This is a genomic window from Sphingopyxis sp. 22461 (assembly GCF_052044915.1).
Taxonomy (GTDB): Bacteria; Pseudomonadota; Alphaproteobacteria; order Sphingomonadales; family Sphingomonadaceae; genus Sphingopyxis.
Window position 1 is genome coordinate 191,033 of the sequence record NZ_JBQENY010000001.1, and the last position, 19,614, is coordinate 210,646.

Genomic DNA, 19,614 nt, shown 5'->3' on the forward strand with positions numbered 1-19,614 from the left:
TTCAATTCTCCGGAAGTTGCAGGGTCGCGACGGCCTGGGCCGCGATCCCCTCGCGGCGACCGGTGAAGCCCAGCCGCTCTGTCGTAGTTGCTTTGACACTAACCCGTTCGAGCGGAATCGCAAGGATTTCGGCAATCCGTGCCCGCATCGCGGCGCGGTGCGGGCCGATCTTCGGCGCTTCGGCGATGATCGTCACGTCGACATGGTCGATGCGCCCGCCGCGCGTCGCCGCCCGCTCGGCTGCAAAGCCAAGGAAGCGGTGCGACGCCGCGCCGCGCCATTGCGGGTCGCTGGGCGGAAAATGATCGCCGATATCGCCGTCGCCGAGCGCACCGAGGATCGCATCAGTCAGCGCGTGAAGCGCGACGTCGGCATCGCTATGCCCTTCAAGTCCATGACTATGAGCGATTTCTATTCCCCCGATCCATAGCGGCTTGTCCGCCACCAGGCGATGGACGTCATATCCCATGCCAACGGCAGTGCGCGTCATTTGATCGATCCCCAGCAAGCCGTTCAGGATCGCCATATCCTCGGCATATGTCAGTTTATGAAGGCGGGCGTCGCCGGGCACCGCAACGACCGGCAGGCCAAGCCGCCGGACGAGCTGCGCGTCATCGGTCGCGGCCGCCTCGACGGCTTCGGCATGCGCGCGGCGCAATGTGCCAAGATGGAACGCCTGCGGCGTCTGGACGCGCGCCAGCGCGCTGCGGTCAACAACGTCACCGGCGAGATGGGCGGCTTGTTCGACCAGCGTATCGGGAACTGGAAGCGTCGGGATCGCCGCTTCGGCGTTCCCCAGCGCCGCCAGCAGGCGATCGATCACCTCCGCGGTCACGCCGGGCCTCGCCGCGTCATGGACCAGAACAAGCGCCTCGTCGTCCCAGCCTGCCATCGACGCGAGCGCATTGCCGACCGATTGCTGCCGCTCGACGCCGGGATCGGCGGAGATCCAGGTGTTCGGAAGGTCGCCGATGGCCGCCACGACGTCATCATTCGCAACCAGCACGCCGCCCGAAATTGCGGGATGCGCTGCAAAGGCGTCGAGGCTCCACCGGAGGACCGGCTTTCCGCCCAGCGCTTCGAGCTGCTTCGGCTGCCTGAAGCCCGCACGCGTTCCCTGGCCCCCGGCAAGCAGGATTACCGCGACGGGCGGGGCAGGGAGGAAGGCGGACTCGATCATCGTGCGCGCCGGTTAGCGCAGCCGCGCCTTGCGGGAAAGCGGCTTAGCGTGTACGGGCTGCTCAAATTTTAGGCAATGTAAACGAAAGCTCCCCGCCATGGTGCCGCTGCGGCCCATCCAGATCGGCAACATCACCATCGCGGATCCTGTGATCCTCGCGCCGATGACGGGCGTCACCGATCTGCCGTTCCGCAAGCTCGTCCGCTATTATGGCTCGGGCCTCAACGTCACCGAAATGATCGCGAGCCAGGCCGCGATCCGCGAAACGCGCCAGTCGATCCAGAAAGCGGCGTGGGATCCGGTTGAGGAACCCGTGTCGATGCAGCTTGTCGGTTGCACGCCTTATGAAATGGGCGAAGCGGCAAAGCTCAACGAAGATCGCGGTGCGTCGATCATCGACATCAACATGGGCTGCCCGGTGCGCAAGGTGACCAACGGCGATGCAGGCTCGGCGCTGATGCGCGACCTCAAGCTCGCTGCGGCGCTGATCGAATCCTGCGTCAAGGCCGTGTCAGTGCCGGTGACGGTCAAAATGCGCATGGGCTGGTGCCACGACAGCCTCAACGCGCCCGAACTCGCACATATCGCCGAGGATCTGGGCGCAAAGCTCGTCACCGTCCACGGCCGCACGCGCAACCAGATGTACCGCGGCGAGGCCGACTGGGGCTTTGTCCGCAGCGTCAAGGATGCCGTGTCGATCCCGGTTATCGTCAATGGCGACATCTGCTCGGCGGACGATGCGCGCACCGCGCTGGCGCAGAGCGGCGCCGACGGCGTGATGATCGGCCGCGGCGCTTATGGCCGTCCCTGGCTGCTCGGACAGGTGATGGCGGCGCTGCGCGGCGAAAACGCGCGGCCCGATCCGGGCATCGATGAGCAATATGATGTCATTACATCGCATTATCGCGCGATGATCGACCATTATGGCGAAGTGACCGGGGTCAATATGGCGCGCAAGCATCTCGGCTGGTACGTCAAGAGCCTGCATGGCTCGGCCGAATTCCGCAATAAGGTCAACCAGATTCCGAACAGCCGCGACGTGCTCGACGCGCTCGAGCAGTTCTACACGCCGTTCCTGAGTAAGGCGGCGGCGTGACCACGCTCACGTCGAGCATCCCGAGCTTCGACCATGACGAGCTGATCCAGTCGCATCCCGTCCCAACGCTGCTCATCGACGGCGGCGGGGTGGTGCTGTTCGTCAATGCCGCCGCCGAGCAACTCTGCAATGTCAGCCGCTCGGCGATGGTCGGCCGCGTTGTCTATGACGTCATCGAGATGGATCGCAGCTATCGCCAGCGGATGAGTGACGCTTCGACGTCGGCGCTTTTCGCGCATCGCACCGAGATTTCGGCGGGTGGCCGCCGGTCCTTCTTCGTCGATATGCAGATGGTGCCCTATGGCCAAAGCGGTCACCGCATCCTCGCGCTCGTGCCGTCGCAAAGCGACGCCGAGCTGATGGGCGGCGCGATCGGCCGCTCGGGCCGCGCGGCGGGCGCGGCGGCATCGATGCTGGCGCACGAGATCAAGAACCCGCTCGCAGGGATCAAGGGCGCCGCGCAGTTGCTGGCGCGCAAGACCGACGCGGGGGGCGAGCGCTTCACGACGCTGATCTGCGCCGAGGTCGACCGGATCGCAACGCTGATCGACCAGATGGAACATTTCTCGCGCGGGCAACCGATGGCCTGCGGCCCAATCAACCTCTACCAGCCGATCCATCAGGCAATGGAAACCGCTCGCGCACGCCAGTTTCCGGGAATCCGGTTTGCGGAGGATTTCGATCCGTCATTGCCGCTGGTCCATGGGAACCACGACGCCATGGTGCAGATATTGCTCAATCTCGTGACCAATGGCTGCGAGGCGCTGGGTGGGCGCGACGACGGGGTCGTCCGGTTGACGACCGCTTACCGGCACGGCCTGTCGATCGACAATGGCGACGGGCGCGGACGCATCGCGCTGCCAATCGAGGTCAGCGTCAGCGATAATGGCCCGGGCGTTCCCGCCGACATTCGCGGCGACCTGTTCGCGCCGTTCGTGACGACGAAGCGCGAGGGAAGGGGGCTCGGCCTCGCGCTCGTCGCCAAACTGGCGCGCGATATGGGCGGCACCGTCCAGCATATCCGTGATGGCGAATGGACGCGCTTTCGGGTCCATCTGCCCGTCGCGCAAAAGGGACGGCCGGCATGAGCAAGGCGAAGACGATCCTGCTGGTGGAGGATGATCCGGCGATCGCGATGATCATCCGCGAAACGCTCGTCGGCGAATGTGGCAGCTTCGCATCGGTCGCCAGCATCGCCGAACGCAATGCCTGGCTCGCCGACAACCGTCCCGATCTCGTCATCACCGATGTCGTCCTGCCCGACGGCGACGGCATCGATTCACTGCGCATCGACGCCCTGACCCCGGTGATCGTGCTGTCGGCGCAGAATACGCTCGACACCGCGGTGCGTGCGACGGGGATCGGGAGTTATGATTATCTGCCCAAGCCGTTCGATCTCGACGAACTGACCGCGAGTGTCCGCGCCGCGTTGCAGCGAAAGGCGGAACCCGCGGCAAGGGACACCGCGGCGCCGGCTGACAGCCATGGCCTCGTCGGCCGCGCGCCGGCGATGCAGGCGGTCTATCGCACGATCGCGCGGCTCGCCTCGAACGACCTGGCGGTGCTGATCCTTGGTGAATCGGGGACGGGCAAGGAGGTCGTGGCGCGTGCGATCCACGCAACCGGCCTGCGTCGCAACGGACCTTTCGTGGCGATCAACATGGCCGCAATCCCGCGCGAACTGATCGAAGCCGAATTGTTCGGTCACGAAAAGGGTGCCTTTACCGGCGCGCACAGCCGCAATGCCGGACGCTTCGAACAGGCTGCGGGCGGCACACTCTTCCTCGACGAAATCGGCGACATGCCGCTCGAGGCGCAGACGCGCCTGCTGCGCGTCCTGCAAAGCAACGAATATTCGACCGTCGGCGGCAGTCAGGCGCTGCGCGCCGATGTGCGCGTCATCGCCGCGACGCACCGCGACATGCGCACCCTCGTCGCCGATGGCCGCTTCCGCGAGGATCTCTTCTATCGTCTCAACGTCATTCCCGTGACGCTGCCACCGCTGCGCGACCGACGCAGCGACATCGCCGCGCTCGTGCGCCACTTTGTCGAGGCGGGGCGCAGTTCGGGGTTGCCCGATCGCCAGTTCGCGCCCGCTGCGATGCAATGGCTCGAGCGCTACGACTGGCCGGGCAATGTCCGCGAACTCGGCAATGTCGTCCAGCGGCTCGCTGTCTTGTCGCGTGACGTCGTCGTGACCGTCCGCGATGTCGAGACGGTGCTGCACGAAAGCGGCGAGGGCGGCGGCGCGGTCGAGCCCGCTGCGCTGATCGCGCGCGCGGTCGACGATTGGGCGCGCGAGCAGATGGCGGATACGGCAAGCGAAGGCGATATTCACGAACAGCTCGAGGCGATCGTCGAGGCAGCGCTTTTTCGGCGCGTCCTGCGTGACGTCCGTGGTAACCAATTGGAGGCGGCACGGCGCCTTGGCATCAACCGTAACACGCTCCGCAAGCGCCTCGGGCAGCTCGATATCGATCCCGCTCACCCTTGATTGGCAAAGACAAACCCGGAATCGGGGCAATTGGGCGACACTTGCGTAGATTGTGTGTTTTCTATGCAACAGGATTGTCGTAGCGTGGCAACAATGACGCAATCCCCCACTCTGGCTCTCGACATGGATTCGGACGGCCAAGAAGTGCGTTCGGGTTTCTGGCGCTTCGCGGCCCCGGAATATTATACGCTCGCCATCATCATCAGCGTTGCCATCGCAACCTACATCTTTGTGACGGGTGATGCGCAGAGCGAGCGGCTGCTGACCCCTGCGCTGGTGGCCGCGATCATGGTCGTCAATCTCGTGCCGGCGATGGCATTGATCGTGCTCATCGGCAGCCGCGTTGCGCGCGCGCGGGCCGTGCGGTCGATGGCGGGCGGCAACGGCCGCCTCCATGTCCGGCTCGTCGCGCTCTTTTCGTTGATTGCCGCGGCGCCGACCTTGCTCGTCGTGATTTTCGCCTCGCTGCTGTTTCAGTTCGGCGTCGATTTCTGGTTTTCGGACCGGTCGCGCGGCATGTTCGAAAATGCCGCCAATCTTGCCGAGGGATATTATCAGGAAAACCAGCGCCAGGTCGGCGCGAACACCTATGCGATGGCAACCGACCTTGGCAAACAATTGAGCCTGGTTCCGATCGATAGCCCGGCCTTCAGCAATTATTATTTGCAGCAAGTTGTGGTGCGCAGCCTCAATGAATCGGCGATCATCGAAATCGGCAGGGACGGCGTCGCGCGCACCGCGACGGCGATCAACCCCGACGACAGGGCGGCCGAAGCCCGCCTTGGTTCGGCGATGGTCGGCCGCCTCGATGCGGGCGAGGATGTCGTCGTTGTTCGCCAGCCTACCCGAATCGAAGCTGCGGCGCGGCTGCCCGGCACCGATCGCGCCTATGTCTATGCCTCGCGCGACACCAACGTCCCGGGATTCCAACAGTCGGCGCGCGCGAGCGCGGTTCTAGCCGACTATAACAGCCTGTTCGACCGCTCGCAGCAGCTCCAGCTGCAATTCAACGGCGCCCTCTATCTTGGTTCATTGCTGCTTCTCGCGCTTGCCGTCATAGCGGCGATCGTGGTTGCGGACCGTATCGTTCGTCCCCTCGGCACATTGATCGGAGCGACGCGAACCGCGGCGGGCGGCGATCTGTCGGTCCGAGTTACTCCGCCGGCACGCGACGACGAAATCGCGGTCCTGACGCGTGCTTTCAATCGGATGACCGAGCAGTTGCAGGGCCAGACCGGCGCGCTCGTCAGCGTGAACGAGCAGCTCGAAGCCAGGCGCAGCTTTATCGAGGCGGTGCTGAGCGGCGTGTCGTCGGCGGTGGTCTCGGTCGATGCCGATCACCGCATCCTGCTCGCCAATGCCGCCGCCGAGCGCTTGATTTGCCAGTCGGCCGAATGCCTGACGGGCCAACCTCTCGACGATGTCGCGCCCGAACTGGCGCGCCTGCTGATCAGCGACGAGCGCGAGGCGATCGTTCAGCTATCGCGCAAGGATGCCGAACCCGCGACGCTCGCGGCGAAAGCGGTGGCGCAGGGCGATGGCTTTGTCCTGAGTTTCGAGGACATTACGCAGCAATTGCTCGATCAGCGCCGCGCGGCCTGGTCCGACGTGGCGCGGCGCATCGCGCACGAGATCAAGAACCCGCTCACCCCGATCCAGCTCGCGGCCGAGCGCCTCCAGCGGCGGTTTGGCGACAAGGTCGAGGGCGATAGTGCCACCTTCCGCAAGCTCACCGACACGGTGATCCGGCAGGTACACGACATGCGGCGCATGGTCGACGAATTTTCCAGTTTTGCCCGGATGCCGAAACCGACCTTCGGGGTCGAGGATGTCCGCGATATCCTGCGCCAGACGGTGTTCCTGTTCGAAGTCGCAAAGCCCGACATCGCGTTCGCCGTCAAAACGCCGGCAGAGATCGAACCGCTTGTCTGCGATCGTCGTCTGTTGTCGCAAGCCATGACGAACATTGTCAAAAACGCGGTAGAAGCAATTGAAGAAAAATATAAAAATTCAGATGCGCCTGTCACCGGGCATGTGGCGGCCGAACTTTTTTCCGGCGCGGATGGCGAGATCGTCATTCGCGTCTCCGACGACGGCATCGGGCTGCCGGAAGCGCGCGACGCCATTGCCGAGCCCTATATGACGACGCGCCAGGGCGGGACGGGCCTCGGACTCGCGATCGTCAAGAAGATCGTCGAGCAACATTATGGCGAACTTGAATTTTCGGACAATCCGGCGGGGCAGGGGACGTGCGTCACGCTGACGCTCCACCCCGACCGGCTGCGGCCGTTGGCCGGCAAGGGCGGGGAACAAGGCATGGGGCATAGTGAATCGGTTCCCGGACGCATCCGGAACCGGCAGGACAGAGAAGATCATGGCGCTTGATATTCTGATCGTCGACGACGAACGCGACATTTGCGACCTCGTCGCCGGCGTCATGGAAGACGAAGGTTATGAGGCGCGCACCGCGTCGGACAGCGATTCCGCGCTGGAAGCGATCCGCCAGCGACGGCCGTCGCTAGCGCTGATCGACGTATGGCTGCAAGGTTCGCGGCTCGACGGGCTGGGGCTGGTCGAGGCGATCAAGGCGTTCGATCCGACGCTGCCGATCATCGTCATCTCGGGCCATGGCGGGCTCGACACCGCGGTTGCGGCGATCCGCCGGGGCGCGTTCGATTTCATCGAAAAGCCGTTCGAAGCCTCGCGCCTGCTCCACCTCGTCGCGCGCGCGACCGAGAATGAGCGGCTGAAGTTCGAATATGAGCAATTGCGCGAGAAGGCAGGCCCGTCGGACGAACTGACCGGCACCAGCGCCGCGATCAACAATGTCCGCGCGACGCTGAAGCGCGTGGCGGGGACGGGGAGCCGCGTGCTGATCACGGGTGCGCCCGGCGTCGGCAAGGAGGTCGCCGCGCGCGTGCTGCACGGATGGAGCGGGCGGCAGAACGCGCCGTTCCGCGTCATTTCGTCGGCGCGAATGGACCCCGAGACGGTCGAGACCGAATTGTTCGGGTCCGAAGCCGAGGACGGCTCGATCCGCGTCGGGCTGCTCGAACAGGCGCATGGCGGCACCCTGTTCCTCGACGAGGTCGCCGACATGCCGCTGACGACGCAGGGCAAGATCTTGCGCGTCCTGACCGACCAGAGCTTCACCCGCGTGGGCGGTCGCACGATGATCCGCGTCGATGTCCGCATCATTTCGGGATCGGCCCGCGACCTGATGACCGAAATTGCCGAAAACCGTTTTCGCGAAGACCTTTATTACCGGCTGAACGTCGTGCCCGTCCACATCCCGCCGCTGCGTGAGCGGCGCGACGATATCGCCAGCCTCTGCGATCATTATATCCGTCGTTATGCCGCCGACCGCCGCGTCGCGCCGCCCGAAATCAGTTCCGAGGCCATGGCCGCGCTCCAGGCACATGAGTGGCCGGGCAATGTTCGCGAACTGCGCAACGTGATCGAACGCGTGATGATTTTGGCGCCGAGCGACCGCCTGGCGCGGATCGACGCCGACATGCTGCCGTCCGAACTGGTGCGCGGCGGAACCGACATCTTGCCCCATTCGGAATCGATCACCGCGATTCCGCTGAAGGAAGCGCGCGAGAATTTCGAGCGCGAATATCTGCGCATCCAGATCAACCGCTTTTCGGGCAATATTTCGCGCACCGCGACCTTTATCGGCATGGAGCGCTCGGCGCTGCACCGCAAACTGAAACTTTTGGGGCTTACCGAGAGTTCGGACGGCGAGGGATAGCGGCTTTGCGCTAGACCTTGCGCGCCCTTTGCCGCATATTGCGTTTGCAAAGAAGGTCTTGAAAGCCGGAAAACCGGCGCCGTACCCGCGGTTTAACCGCCAAAAACAGGAGGCAAATGTGTCCGATAAAAATCAGAATCTCCAGGATATTTTCCTCAACGCCCTCCGCAAGAGCAAGACCCCGGTGACCATGTTTCTGGTCAAGGGTGTAAAACTGCAGGGCATCATCACCTGGTTCGACAACTTCTCGCTGCTGCTCCGCCGTGACGGACAGTCACAGCTTGTCTACAAGCACGCGATCTCGACGGTGATGCCGTCGCACGATTTCGACCTGTCGCTGCTCGGCGACAATCTGCGCGATGCGCCGGCGAGCAAGGGCAAGGCGTTGCAGGACGTGTTCCTTAACGCCGTGCGCAAGTCGGACGAGTCGGTGACGATGTTCCTCGTCAACGGCGTGATGCTGCAGGGCGATATCGTTGCGTTCGACCTGTTCTGTATGCTGCTCGAGCGCGAGCGCCAGGTTCAGCTCGTCTACAAGCATGCGATTTCGACCGTTCAGCCGAACGGCCCGATCAACCTGACCGACAGCGAGCCGGACGCAGAAGCGGACAACGCCTGATCGACCCGATAATCGACAATGAAGACGAGGTAACGCGCGGCGCCGCCGCGCTTATCGTCGTGCCCGAATGGCATAGCCAGCGCCTCGCGCGCGACCTCGACGCGCGCGCCGAGGAGGCGAGGGGACTCGCGCTCGCGATCGGGCTCGACGTCGTCGCGGTGCATACGCTTCGACTTCGTCAGACGCGTGCCGCGACTTTGCTCGGCGTCGGACAGATCGACGCGATCACGCCTGATATCGCGGCAAAGAATGTGCAGCTGGTCGTCGTCGATGCGGCGCTCAGCCCGATCCAGCAGCGCAATCTCGAGACGGCGTTCGGGACGAAGGTGATCGACCGCACGGGCCTGATCCTCGAAATCTTCGGCGAGCGCGCCGCGACCGCCGAGGGGCGGCTGCAGGTCGAGCTCGCGCATCTCGATTATCAGGCAGGGCGGCTGGTGCGTAGCTGGACGCACCTTGAACGCCAGCGCGGCGGTTTCGGCTTCCTCGGCGGACCCGGCGAAACGCAGATCGAGGCCGACCGGCGGATTATCCGCAACCGCATGGCACGCATCCGGCGCAGCCTCGAGGATGCCCGGAGAACGCGCCAACTGCAGCGATCGAAACGGCAGCGCGCACCTTGGCCCGTGGTCGCGCTCGTCGGCTATACCAATGCCGGAAAATCGACGTTCTTCAATCGGTTGACCGGAAGTGACGTCATGGCGGAAGATATGCTTTTCGCGACGCTCGACCCGACGATGCGCGAAATCCGGCTGCCCGGCATTGACAAGGCGATCCTGTCCGACACGGTGGGCTTTGTCTCTGACCTGCCGACCGAACTGGTCGCGGCGTTCCGCGCGACGCTGGAGGAAGTCACCACCGCCGACCTCATCGTCCATGTCCGCGACATCGCCCATCCCGACAGCGAAGCGCAATATGATGACGTGCGCGCCATTCTGAACTCGCTCGGTGTCAACGGGCCGCAGGATGGGGAGGAGGGCGATGCGCCGCCGGTGATCCAGCAAATTGAAATCTGGAACAAGATCGACACCGCCGATAGCGGCCGCCGGGCGGACATTGAAGAAATGGCAGCGCGGCGCCCCGACGTTGCAATCATATCGGCCGTAACGGGCGAGGGCGTCGAAGCCGCGCGTACCCTTATGGCGTCACAATTGACCGCGCTGCACAAGGTGCAGCGCATCTATCTGACCTATAGCCAGGGCGAAGCGGCGGCGTGGCTTCACGCGCGCGGCGAAGTGCTGGCGGACGAGCCCGAAGCCGAGGGGCATGTGTTGACCGTCCGGCTCGATCCTGCCGATAGCGCGCGGTTCGAGCGGCTATGGCCCTCTACGGACGTTCCGACACCTTGACTGCCCGCCAATGGCTTTCCTGCACGTCGAGCGAAAGCCCCGACAGGCTGCCGCCGGCACGCGCTTCCATCGCCGCAAAGCGGCGCGCGAATTTCACGTTGGCGTCGCGCAGCGCGCCTTCGGCATCGACGCCAAGGTGGCGCGCGTAATTGACCACCGCGAACAGGAGGTCGCCGACCTCTTCGTGTCGTTCGGCATCATTTGCTGCGCCCGCAACCTCGACAAGCTCTTCGGCGATCTTGTCGAGGGGGCCCTCTGTGTCGGGCCAGTCGAAGCCGACACGCGCGGCGCGTCCTTGCAGCTTTTGCGCACGCAGCAGCGCGGGAAGCGATAGCGCGACCCCGGCGAGCGCACTCGTCGGCCCGTCCGACGCGCGTTCGGCCGCCTTGATCTGCTCCCACTGCAACCGGACGTCGGTCGTCTTGCCGCCGCCGAAAATATGCGGATGGCGCCGCTCCATCTTGTTGCTGATGGCATTGGCGACATCGTCGAAACCGAACAGGCCGTCGTCGGCCGCAATCTGGCTGTGAAAGACGACCTGGAGCAGAAGGTCGCCAAGCTCGTCGCAAATCTCGGCAGGATCGCCGCCGGCAATGGCATCGGCGACCTCATAGGCTTCTTCGATCGTGTAGGGCGCGATGGTCGAGAAATCCTGCGCCAGATCCCATTCGCAGCCGCCATCGGGATTGCGCAACTGGCGCATGATGGCGAGCAGGCGGTCGATGGGGGATTGGGCTGCCGTCTCGGCCATAGAGTTATCCGATAATATATATTATGTTAAATGTTCTGGAATTCAGAAGAGGAAAGGCTTCTTGCTACGTCACCGTCTGCCACGTGCGGATGACGAGGAATACGAGCCCAAAGATCGCAACCCACGCCAGCGCCATCTTGAGCCAGTCGGCCATCGGCAAGCGCCGTGCCAGCAAAGAACTCAGGACCAATGCGAACGCGCCCGCGAACCACAGGATCTGAACCGTCGTGTCACCACTCATAGCTGCACCTCCAGCCCGTCATATCCCGGTTCGACACCCGGCGGCAATTCGGCCGCAAGGTCGTCATAATCCATCGTGTTGTCCATATGCGTGATGATTGCGCGCGGATTGCCGACCTTGGCAAGACCTTCGAGCGTCATGGCCAGATGCGGATGTGTCGGATGCGGATAGCGGCGCAGCGCATCGATAACGAACAGGTCGACGCCTTGGAAGAAGTCGACCATTTCGTCAGTAAACTTTGAAAAATCAGTAGCATAGGCGATCTTATGCGCACCATCGCTGAAGATCAGGCCGCTGGCCTTGATCGGCCCGTGCGGCATTTCGATCGCCGACACTTCAATGGGACCGATCGACTGATGATCTTGCAGGTCGATTGGATCGACCGACGCCGGATAGCCGGCATTGCCCGCGAAGGCATAGGTGAAGCGCCATTTGAGGATGTCGAGCACATGGTCGCGCGCATAAACAGGAACGGCCGACCGGCGCAGGTGCATGACCTGGCGCAGATCGTCGAGGCCGTGCGTATGGTCGGCATGTTCGTGGGTCCAGATGACGGCATCGATTTCGCCCACGCCGGCATCGAGCAGTTGCAACCGCATATCGGGACTGGTGTCGACGAGGATACGAAAGCCGCCGAGCGACACCATGATCGACGCCCGGCTGCGCAGGTTGCGTGGATTGTCGGGATCGCACTGCCCCCAGTCGTTGCCGATCCGCGGAACACCCGAAGACGTCCCGCAGCCGAGGATTCTCAACCTCATGATGCGTGGAATGTCATGGCCGCGCCTTGTTGAAAAGCGCGTAAAAATTGGCGCTCGTCGCGGCGGCCAGCGCGTCTTCGTCGTCGCCGCGCAGCTTGGCGAGGAACGCGAGTGTATCGGCAACAAAGGCGGGCTCGCCGGTTTTGCCGCGATGCGGGACGGGGGCGAGGAAGGGGGAATCGGTTTCGATCAGCAGTCGGTTCTGCGGCAACCACTTGGCCGTGGCCTGGAGATCGGCGGCGTTCTTGAACGTGACGATGCCCGAAATCGAGATGAAGAGCCCAAGGTCGAGCGCCTTATGGGCAAAATCGTCGCTCGCGGTAAAGCAGTGGATCACGCCGGGGAAAGTCGCCCTGCCCATCTCTTCGCCGAGCAGCGCCAACGTATCCGCTTCGGCATCGCGCGTGTGAACGATGATTGGCAGGCCGGTTTGCTGCGACGCGTGAATATGACGGCGAAAGCTGTCCTGCTGCCGCGCGCGGTCGCTCTTGTCATAATAATAGTCGAGCCCGGTCTCGCCGATCCCGATCACGCGCGGATGCGCCGCGCGTTCGACGAGCTTCGCGGTATCGACGTCGGGATGATGGTCGGCGTCGTGCGGATGGATGCCGACGCTCGCCCACACATCGCCATTCGCTTCGGCGGCGGCGAGCACATCGTCCCACTCGCTTTCGCGCGTCGCGATATTGAGCATCGCGGTCACGCCCATCGCGCGGGCGCGCTCCAGCACCTCGCCCTGCTGCTCGGCCAAGCCCTTGTAGTTGAGGTGACAGTGCGAATCGACGAGCATTACGCCTCCCCTTCCCCTTCACCCTCGGGCAGTTCGAGACGGGGGAAGATCGGCACGGGCTGTCCGACGGTGAAGCCGCTGGCGGCCAGTTTCACTAGCCAGTCCCGATCCTCCAATGCGGAGAAGTCGCGCGCGTCGGCGGCGATGCCCATCTGGTCGAGCAATTTGTCCGCCGCTGCCGGGACGACGGGCCGGATCGCGATCGCCAGCGTACGCACGGCTTGGAACAAGGTCATCAGCACCGCGCGCATGCGTTCGGGATCGGTCTTGCGCAGCGCCCAGGGCGCTTGCGTGTCGACATATTGATTGCAGGCGAAGACCGCCCGGATCCAGTCTTCGATGCCGATCGAGAAGGCGAGATGTTCGAACTCGCGCGGCAACCGGACTGCTGCCATGTCGCCGAGATCGGCGAGCAGGTCGTTGTCGTCCTGCGCGGGCATATAGTCGACGGAAAGCCTGCCATCTAAATTCTTGAAAATCATCGACAAGCTACGCTGGGCGAGATTGCCGAAGCTGTTCGCGAGATCGGCGTTCGCGGTGCGCACGATCGCCTCGGCCGAATAGGTGCCGTCCTGGCCAAAGCTGACTTCGCGAAGGAGATAATAGCGCAGCGCGTCGACCCCGAACTGATCGGCGAGCGCCATCGGGTCGACAACGTTGCCGAGCGACTTCGACATTTTCTCGCCGCGGTTGAGCAGGAAGCCGTGGCCGAACACCTGCTTGGGCAAGGGCAGCTTTGCGCTCATCAGGAAAGCCGGCCAGTAAACCGTATGAAAGCGCACGATATCCTTGCCGATCATGTGGATATTCGCCGGCCAGAATTTTCCGAAATCGCTATTCGGGTCGGGATAGCCCAGTCCCGACAGATAGGTAGTGAGCGCGTCGACCCACACATACATCACATGTCCCGGTGAACCCGGCACCGGCACGCCCCAATCGAAGCTGGTGCGCGAGACGCTGAGGTCCTTGAGACCGCCTTCGACGAAGCGCAGCACCTCATTGCGACGGCTTTCAGGGCGGATGAAATCGGGCTGGTCGTTGTAGAGCGCGAGCAGCCTGTCCTGATATCGGGACAGGCGGAAGAACCAGCTTTCCTCGACGGTCCAATCGACCGGCGTGCCCTGCGGTGAGAGGCGGACGCCCCCTTCCCCGTCGGTCAGTTCGCTTTCGTCGTAAAAAGCCTCGTCGCGGACCGAATACCAGCCCTCGTAGCGATCGAGATAAAGATCGCCATTCGCTTCCATGGCTTTCCAGATCGCCTGCGACGCTGTGTGATGCGCGGCATCCGACGTGCGCATGAAATTGTCATAACTGATATTCAGTCTGGCATACATCTCACGGAAATATGCCGACATTTCGTCGGCGAGATCGATCGTCGCGCGGCCCTGGTCGCGCGCGGTCTGGAACATCTTCAGCCCATGTTCGTCGGTGCCGGTGATCAACCGCACGTCGCGGCCCCGCGCGCGCTGGAAACGGGCCATAACGTCGGTCGCGATCGCCTCGTAAGCGTGGCCGATATGCGGACGGCCATTGGGGTAGCTGATCGCCGTGGTGATATAGAAAGGTTCGGTGTTTTCGGACATGGCCGCGCCTTAGCCGCTGGCGCGCGCGAGGGAAAGCGTCAGCGTGCTGCCTGACCCGTCCTCGGCGCCAATTCGGCGAGGCAATTGCCGATTTCGAAGCCGACCATCGCGCCGTCGTAGGAACCCCGGATCGCATCGCGGACGGTGCGCTGGACGCGGTCCCACTGCGCGAGGATCGGTGCGATCTCGGCCACCGGCCGTTCGCGCGCCAGGCGAGCAAGCAGCCCGGGAACAATGTCGATCACCAGTTCAAGACGGGCGCGATTGCTGGTTCCGCCGACCTCGCGCGCAAGCGCCTCGCGCAGCCGGTTTTCCGGATCTCCGCTCGTCGCAATGGCGAGCAGCTTCTTTTCCATCACCGCGACATCGCTGTCGATCAGCGCGAGCGCCTTGCCTGGTACGCCGCCCGATGCGGCGACGATCGCGCGCACTTCGGCCATCTCCAGCATGGGCCGCAGTTCGTGCAGCCACGGTGTCATGACGTCACGTTCAACCGGTTGAAAACGAAGCATTCTGCATCGTGACCTGATCGTCGGGAGCAAGCGCCCCGGCGAATGGCTGACGAGCAGGAACAGCGTTTTTGCCGGCGGTTCCTCGAGTGTCTTGAGCAGCGCGTTGGCGCCATCGGTTTCGAGATCGTCGACCGCGTCGACAATGATCACGCGCCACTCGCCGAGCGACAGCGAGAGGTGCAGACGGCGGATCATCTGCCGGATCTGTTCGATCGTGATGTTGCGGGCGAGTTCTTTCGCTTTGTCCTTCGGCTGGCGCGCGAGGCGGAGGATCTCGGGATGGTTTCCGGCGTCGACCAGCCGGGCCGCGGCGTCGTCTCCGCGGTCGTCGAGCGTCACCGACTGCCCGTCACCGCCGCGCCCATGGGTCACGAGAAAGCGCGCGACGCGTTCGGCAAATAGGCCCTTTCCCATTCCCAGCGGTCCGGCGAGGAGCCATGCGTGATGGAGGCGACCGCCTTGCCACGCTTCGAGAAAAGCCTTTTCGGCGTCCTGATGACCGATCATCACAGCCATTCGGAGAGTTCGGCGAGGATCGCGGCGGTGACGTCCGATGCCGCCGCATCTGCATCGACGATCCGCCATCGCGCGGGTTCGGCTTTCGCCATTTCGACAAAGCGCGCCGCGAGCCGCGTCTGGTAGTCGGCGGGCTTGTTACCCATGCGGTCGCTCCCGCCGCGTTCGGTCAACCGCCGTGCCGCCTCGTCGGCGCTGACGGTGAGCAGGAAGGTACGGTCGGGCATCAAGCCCATCGAACCGAATCCGTGCAGCGTCAGGAGGTCGGCGTCGGTGATTCCGCCACCGCCGCCCTGATAGGCGCGGCTCGAATCGACGAAACGGTCGCAGAGCACCCACGCGCCGCTTTCAAGCGCAGGACGGATCGTCCGCGCGACATGGTCGGCGCGCGCAGCGGCGAATAGCAGGGCCTCGCTGCGCGCATCCCAGCGGTCGTCGCTTCCTTCCATCAGCAGGGCGCGGATCGCCTCCGCGCCCGCGCTGCCGCCGGGTTCGCGGGTCGCGACGGTTTCGATGCCGCGCGCCTCGAGCGCAGCCGTGAGCGCGCGAATCTGGGTGGATTTACCGACCCCTTCGCCGCCCTCGAGCGTGATGAACCGCCCAGTCACAGCCCGGTCAGCCGGTAAAACCCTGTTCGTGCGCGCGCCCACACGCCGCCCTCGGCGACATCGGTGGCGGCGATTAGCGGCGTCGTTTGTGGCGGCAGGCCGTCGGGCGTGACGACGAGGTCGGCGACCGGCGTCCCGCGAATGAGCGGCGCGGCAATGGGGGCTCGTGTGCGCATCACCGCGCGATAGCTGCCCTCATAGCCCTTGGGAACCGTCATCCGCACCGCGATCCCGGCCTGGGTGGCGACCGCGGGAAGCGCTCCCTTTCGGACATCGATCCGGCCGAGGCTGGCGCCTGCGGGGACAAGTTCCCGCCCCTCCCATTCCTCGAAGCCCCATTTCATCAGCCGTTCGGCCTCGTCGCGCCGCGCTTTTTCGCTGCTCATGCCGGCGACCACCATGATCAGGCGGCGGCCGTTCCGCTTCGCCGAACCGAGGAAGCAATAGCCGGCTTCGGCGGTGTGGCCGGTTTTCAGGCCGTCGGCCCCCTCGAAACGCCCGAGAATGGGGTTGCGGTTGGGCTGGATGATCGGCTTGCCCTCGGGCGACTTGCCGTGCTGAAGCTTCGGCAGCGAGAAATATCGACTATAGCCCTCGGGATGGTCGCGGATCAGCCGGTCGGCGAGCGTGATCAGGTCGGCGGCGCTGACCTTGGTGACCCCGCCGTCGGGCCAGCCGCTCGGCGTTCCGAAGCGACTCGATGCCATCCCAATTTTGGCCGCTACGACGTTCATTCTTTTGGCGAATGCATTCTCGCTTCCGTCGATGCCGACCGCAAGGACCGCGGCGGCGTCATTGCCCGAGACGGTGATCAATCCTTTGAGCAATTCGTCGACCGAGACTTTTTCGTTCGGGCGCAGGAACATCGTCGACCCGCCGGTGCTGCCGTTCCACTTCTTCCATGTCGCCTCGCTGACGGTGAATTGCTTGTCGCGCGCAAGTTCGCCCTTTTTGATCAGGTCGAGCACGACATAGGCGGTCATCACCTTCGCCATCGACGCCGGGGCAAAACGCTTGTCGGCGCCGCGCGAAAAGAGGATCGCGCCCGAATCGAGATCCTTGAGCATCACGATTGGCGCTTGCGTGACGTAGAGCGGGCGACTGACCGGCGCGCTCTTGGGGCGGGTATCGCCTGCCGACGCTGCCGGAAAAGCCAGCGTCAGCGCAAGCGCGGTCAGACCGGCCGCCCCGCCCTTCACTAAGATGCCTGGCTTCCCCACGCGCAGGCTCGTCAGCGGTCGCGCTGGACCACCGCGTCGCGGAAGCCTTTGGCTTTGACTTTGCCGAGGGCGCCTCGCGCTTCGGCGTCGCTTGCGAAGGGGCCGACGCGCACGCGCCACAGATTGCCTGCCTTGGTGACATGGCCGCTGACCGACTTGGCGGCCGCATTGGCACGGGTCTCGCTGCTGAACGCTCCGACCTGGATGGCGTATTTTCCCGCGACCGCGGCAGCGGGCTTGGGTGCGGGTTTTGTCGTCCCCGGACCTTCGACGACGAAGCGGTCGTCACCGGGCTTGGCCTTGCCCGATGCTATCGGCGCGGCGGGCTGAGCGGCGACCGGCGTCGCCGCAGCGACCGCGGTCTTGGGCACCGGCAGCGCCTTGGCCTTGCTGCGCAGGATCGCCAGCAGCGATTCGGGCGTCGCAATGCGTTCGGGAACGGGCTTGCCGGAACGAAGCTGCGCGCGTTCGGCCGCGGGCGGATTGGTGCGGCGGACGCGGACCGCGGCGACGCCGTCAGTGAGGCCCAATTGTTCGGCAGCGCCGCGCGACAGGTCGATCAGGCGGTCGCCGACCATCGGGCCGCGGTCGTTGACGCGCACCAGGATCGTCCGTCCGGTATCGAGCGCAGTAACCTCGACGTAGCTCGGCAGCGGCAGCGTCTTGTGCGCTGCCGATATGCCCGCGGGATCGAAAGTCTCGCCATTCGCGGTGGGTTGCCCTGCGAGTTCCTCGCCATACCAGCTGGCATAGCCGACATCGTCATAGTCGGGGATATCTGCGGGCGTATAGGTCACGCCGCCGACCGAATAGGGATCGCCGACCTTGACCGGCACATCGGCCACGCCCGCGACTGAAGATGCAGGCGTCGGGCTTGCCGTCGGCCCACCTTGGCGCTTGCCATCCACACTACCACAACCGGCGAGCATCAGCATCGCTCCGGCCATCAGGCCCCCGCCCCTAACGATCGATTTCATCCGCCAGCAACCCCACAGACAGTGCGTAAAAGTTGGAACAATTATAGTCCAATATCGCACGATAGTTACCGGTCAGCAAATAAGCGGTTCGACCGGGGCCATCGGGTTCGAGAAGCGTCGCCTGCACATTGCCATCGGGCCAGCGGCCCCCGAGCGGCGCGATGCCGTCGGCGCGCCATTCGGCCATCGAGCGCCAGCGGCTGTGGCGATCGAAAACACGCGGGCAACGCGTGGGTGCGAGGCGGTTGGCGACCGCGCCGCGGTTGAAGCCGGCGGGAACGGTGACCGCAACGCCCCATGGCTGCCCGGCGCGCCACCCGGCGCGGCGAAGGTAGGAGCCGATCGATTCGATCGCATCGGCCTCGCTCGACCAGATGCGCGCGACGCCGTCGCCATCGCCGTCCTCGGCGACCTGCAAATAGACCGACGGCAGGAATTGCGGGTAACCGAACGCCCCGGCCCAGCTGCCCTTGAGGGCGCTGCGCGGGACGCCGCGTTCGACCATCACCATCGTCGCGATCAGTTCGGGTTCGAACAGGCTGCGGCGGCGCCCTTCATAGGCGAGCGTTGCGAGCGCTTCGGGCAGATCGAAATTGCCGGTGACCTGGCCATAGGCGGTTTCATGGCCGTAAATGGCGATCATGATGCTGGTCGGAACGCCCGTGCGTTGCTCGATGCGCGACAGGAGCGGGAGCAGCCGGTCGTGGACGCGGCGCCCGCCACCGATGCGTGCCGCATCGACATGCTTGGTCCTGTACGGCGCAAAGGCCGGGATCGGCGTGTTGGGACTCGGCGGGCTGCCGAGGTTGTCGCGATCGAGCGCGACAACGCGCGGGTTGTAGGTCAGCCCGGCGGTCACCCGGTCGAAGGTCGTGCGCGACACGCCGCGCGCCTGCGCCTTCGGCCAAAGCGACTGGACATAGGTGTCGAAGCCCGACTCGCTACTCTGTGCATGGAGCGGCGCCGACGCCGTGAGCATCCATGCCGACAGAAACGCCGTGACAAATGTAAAAAGGCGTCCGATTCTGAAACGTATAGCGTGCATCATGTCCCCACCATAAGACGTGTCTCGCACAGATGCGAGCGGCTTGACTAGGTTGCCGCGAGACAAAGCGAGTCATTCGCGGGGCCGGCCGAACGGGCAAGGTTTCGCTTGCCGCAAG

At 64.4% G+C, this 19,614-nt stretch carries 18 protein-coding genes; 7 read left to right on the forward strand and 11 right to left on the reverse strand.

Annotation, left to right across the window (positions count from 1 at the left end; translation table 11 throughout):
- Position 1 precedes the first annotated feature (1 nt).
- Positions 2 to 1,180: a bifunctional 2-C-methyl-D-erythritol 4-phosphate cytidylyltransferase/2-C-methyl-D-erythritol 2,4-cyclodiphosphate synthase gene (locus tag ACTJI5_RS00975; protein ID WP_440859084.1), complete on the reverse strand. Its 1,179-nt coding sequence runs from the start codon at positions 1,178 to 1,180 to the stop codon at positions 2 to 4.
- Between the two features lie 97 nt (positions 1,181 to 1,277).
- On the opposite strand from ACTJI5_RS00975, the gene dusB reads away from it, so the two are divergent.
- The 7 genes from dusB (at position 1,278) to hflX (ending at position 10,492) form a co-directional block, all read left to right on the forward strand.
- Positions 1,278 to 2,276 (forward strand): tRNA dihydrouridine synthase DusB, encoded by a 999-nt coding sequence (gene dusB, locus ACTJI5_RS00980; protein WP_058537942.1) that lies wholly within the window; start codon positions 1,278 to 1,280, stop codon positions 2,274 to 2,276.
- Positions 2,273 to 3,364, forward strand: coding sequence for a two-component system sensor histidine kinase NtrB (locus ACTJI5_RS00985; RefSeq protein WP_439512528.1), 1,092 nt, complete (start codon positions 2,273 to 2,275; stop codon positions 3,362 to 3,364). Before dusB ends, ACTJI5_RS00985 begins: the two co-directional genes overlap by 4 nt.
- A complete protein-coding gene (locus ACTJI5_RS00990; protein WP_440859085.1) occupies positions 3,361 to 4,770 on the forward strand; it encodes a sigma 54-interacting transcriptional regulator in 1,410 nt (469 codons plus the stop codon). Before ACTJI5_RS00985 ends, ACTJI5_RS00990 begins: the two co-directional genes overlap by 4 nt.
- Before the next feature lie 93 nt (positions 4,771 to 4,863).
- Entirely contained in the window at positions 4,864 to 7,155 is a 2,292-nt protein-coding gene (locus tag ACTJI5_RS00995; protein ID WP_231732653.1) for a sensor histidine kinase, read from the forward strand.
- On the forward strand, positions 7,145 to 8,524 hold the full coding sequence (gene ntrX / locus ACTJI5_RS01000; protein ID WP_058537938.1) for a nitrogen assimilation response regulator NtrX: 1,380 nt from the start codon (positions 7,145 to 7,147) through the stop codon (positions 8,522 to 8,524). Before ACTJI5_RS00995 ends, ntrX begins: the two co-directional genes overlap by 11 nt.
- 118 nt (positions 8,525 to 8,642) lie before the next feature.
- On the forward strand, positions 8,643 to 9,143 hold the full coding sequence (gene hfq / locus ACTJI5_RS01005) for an RNA chaperone Hfq (RefSeq protein ID WP_056375239.1): 501 nt from the start codon (positions 8,643 to 8,645) through the stop codon (positions 9,141 to 9,143).
- Between the two features lie 59 nt (positions 9,144 to 9,202).
- The gene (hflX, locus tag ACTJI5_RS01010) at positions 9,203 to 10,492 is read left to right on the forward strand and encodes a GTPase HflX (RefSeq protein WP_440859086.1); all 1,290 of its coding nucleotides are present in this window, start codon (positions 9,203 to 9,205) and stop codon (positions 10,490 to 10,492) included.
- Here the strand turns inward: hflX and mazG are convergent.
- The 10 genes from mazG to ACTJI5_RS01060 form a co-directional block, all read right to left on the reverse strand.
- The gene (mazG, locus tag ACTJI5_RS01015) at positions 10,470 to 11,243 is read right to left on the reverse strand and encodes a nucleoside triphosphate pyrophosphohydrolase (RefSeq protein ID WP_440859087.1); all 774 of its coding nucleotides are present in this window, start codon (positions 11,241 to 11,243) and stop codon (positions 10,470 to 10,472) included. The two genes, hflX and mazG, sit on opposite strands and share 23 nt — an antisense overlap.
- 64 nt (positions 11,244 to 11,307) lie before the next feature.
- Positions 11,308 to 11,484: a hypothetical protein gene (locus tag ACTJI5_RS01020; protein ID WP_197411460.1), complete on the reverse strand. Its 177-nt coding sequence runs from the start codon at positions 11,482 to 11,484 to the stop codon at positions 11,308 to 11,310.
- Entirely contained in the window at positions 11,481 to 12,245 is a 765-nt protein-coding gene (locus ACTJI5_RS01025) for an MBL fold metallo-hydrolase (RefSeq protein WP_056374570.1), read from the reverse strand. Before ACTJI5_RS01025 ends, ACTJI5_RS01020 begins: the two co-directional genes overlap by 4 nt.
- A 13-nt stretch (positions 12,246 to 12,258) precedes the next feature.
- Positions 12,259 to 13,035, reverse strand: a complete 777-nt coding sequence (locus ACTJI5_RS01030) for a TatD family hydrolase (protein ID WP_440859088.1) — start codon at positions 13,033 to 13,035, stop codon at positions 12,259 to 12,261.
- A complete protein-coding gene (gene metG, locus ACTJI5_RS01035; protein WP_440859089.1) occupies positions 13,035 to 14,618 on the reverse strand; it encodes a methionine--tRNA ligase in 1,584 nt (527 codons plus the stop codon). The genes ACTJI5_RS01030 and metG overlap by 1 nt, the downstream gene beginning before the upstream one ends.
- A 38-nt stretch (positions 14,619 to 14,656) precedes the next feature.
- Positions 14,657 to 15,646 carry a DNA polymerase III subunit delta' gene (locus ACTJI5_RS01040; RefSeq protein ID WP_440859090.1) on the reverse strand — a complete coding sequence of 330 codons (990 nt, stop codon included), beginning with the start codon at positions 15,644 to 15,646 and terminating at the stop codon, positions 14,657 to 14,659.
- Complete coding sequence (gene tmk / locus ACTJI5_RS01045; RefSeq protein WP_440859091.1) at positions 15,637 to 16,254, reverse strand: dTMP kinase; 618 nt, start codon at positions 16,252 to 16,254, stop codon at positions 15,637 to 15,639. Before tmk ends, ACTJI5_RS01040 begins: the two co-directional genes overlap by 10 nt.
- Positions 16,251 to 17,474, reverse strand: a complete 1,224-nt coding sequence (locus ACTJI5_RS01050) for a D-alanyl-D-alanine carboxypeptidase family protein (protein ID WP_440859092.1) — start codon at positions 17,472 to 17,474, stop codon at positions 16,251 to 16,253. Before ACTJI5_RS01050 ends, tmk begins: the two co-directional genes overlap by 4 nt.
- Positions 17,475 to 17,485: 11 nt before the next feature.
- On the reverse strand, positions 17,486 to 18,421 hold the full coding sequence (locus ACTJI5_RS01055; protein ID WP_440859093.1) for a septal ring lytic transglycosylase RlpA family protein: 936 nt from the start codon (positions 18,419 to 18,421) through the stop codon (positions 17,486 to 17,488).
- A gap of 13 nt (positions 18,422 to 18,434) precedes the next feature.
- Complete coding sequence (locus tag ACTJI5_RS01060) at positions 18,435 to 19,430, reverse strand: lytic murein transglycosylase (RefSeq protein ID WP_440859280.1); 996 nt, start codon at positions 19,428 to 19,430, stop codon at positions 18,435 to 18,437.
- Positions 19,431 to 19,614: the final 184 nt, after the last annotated feature.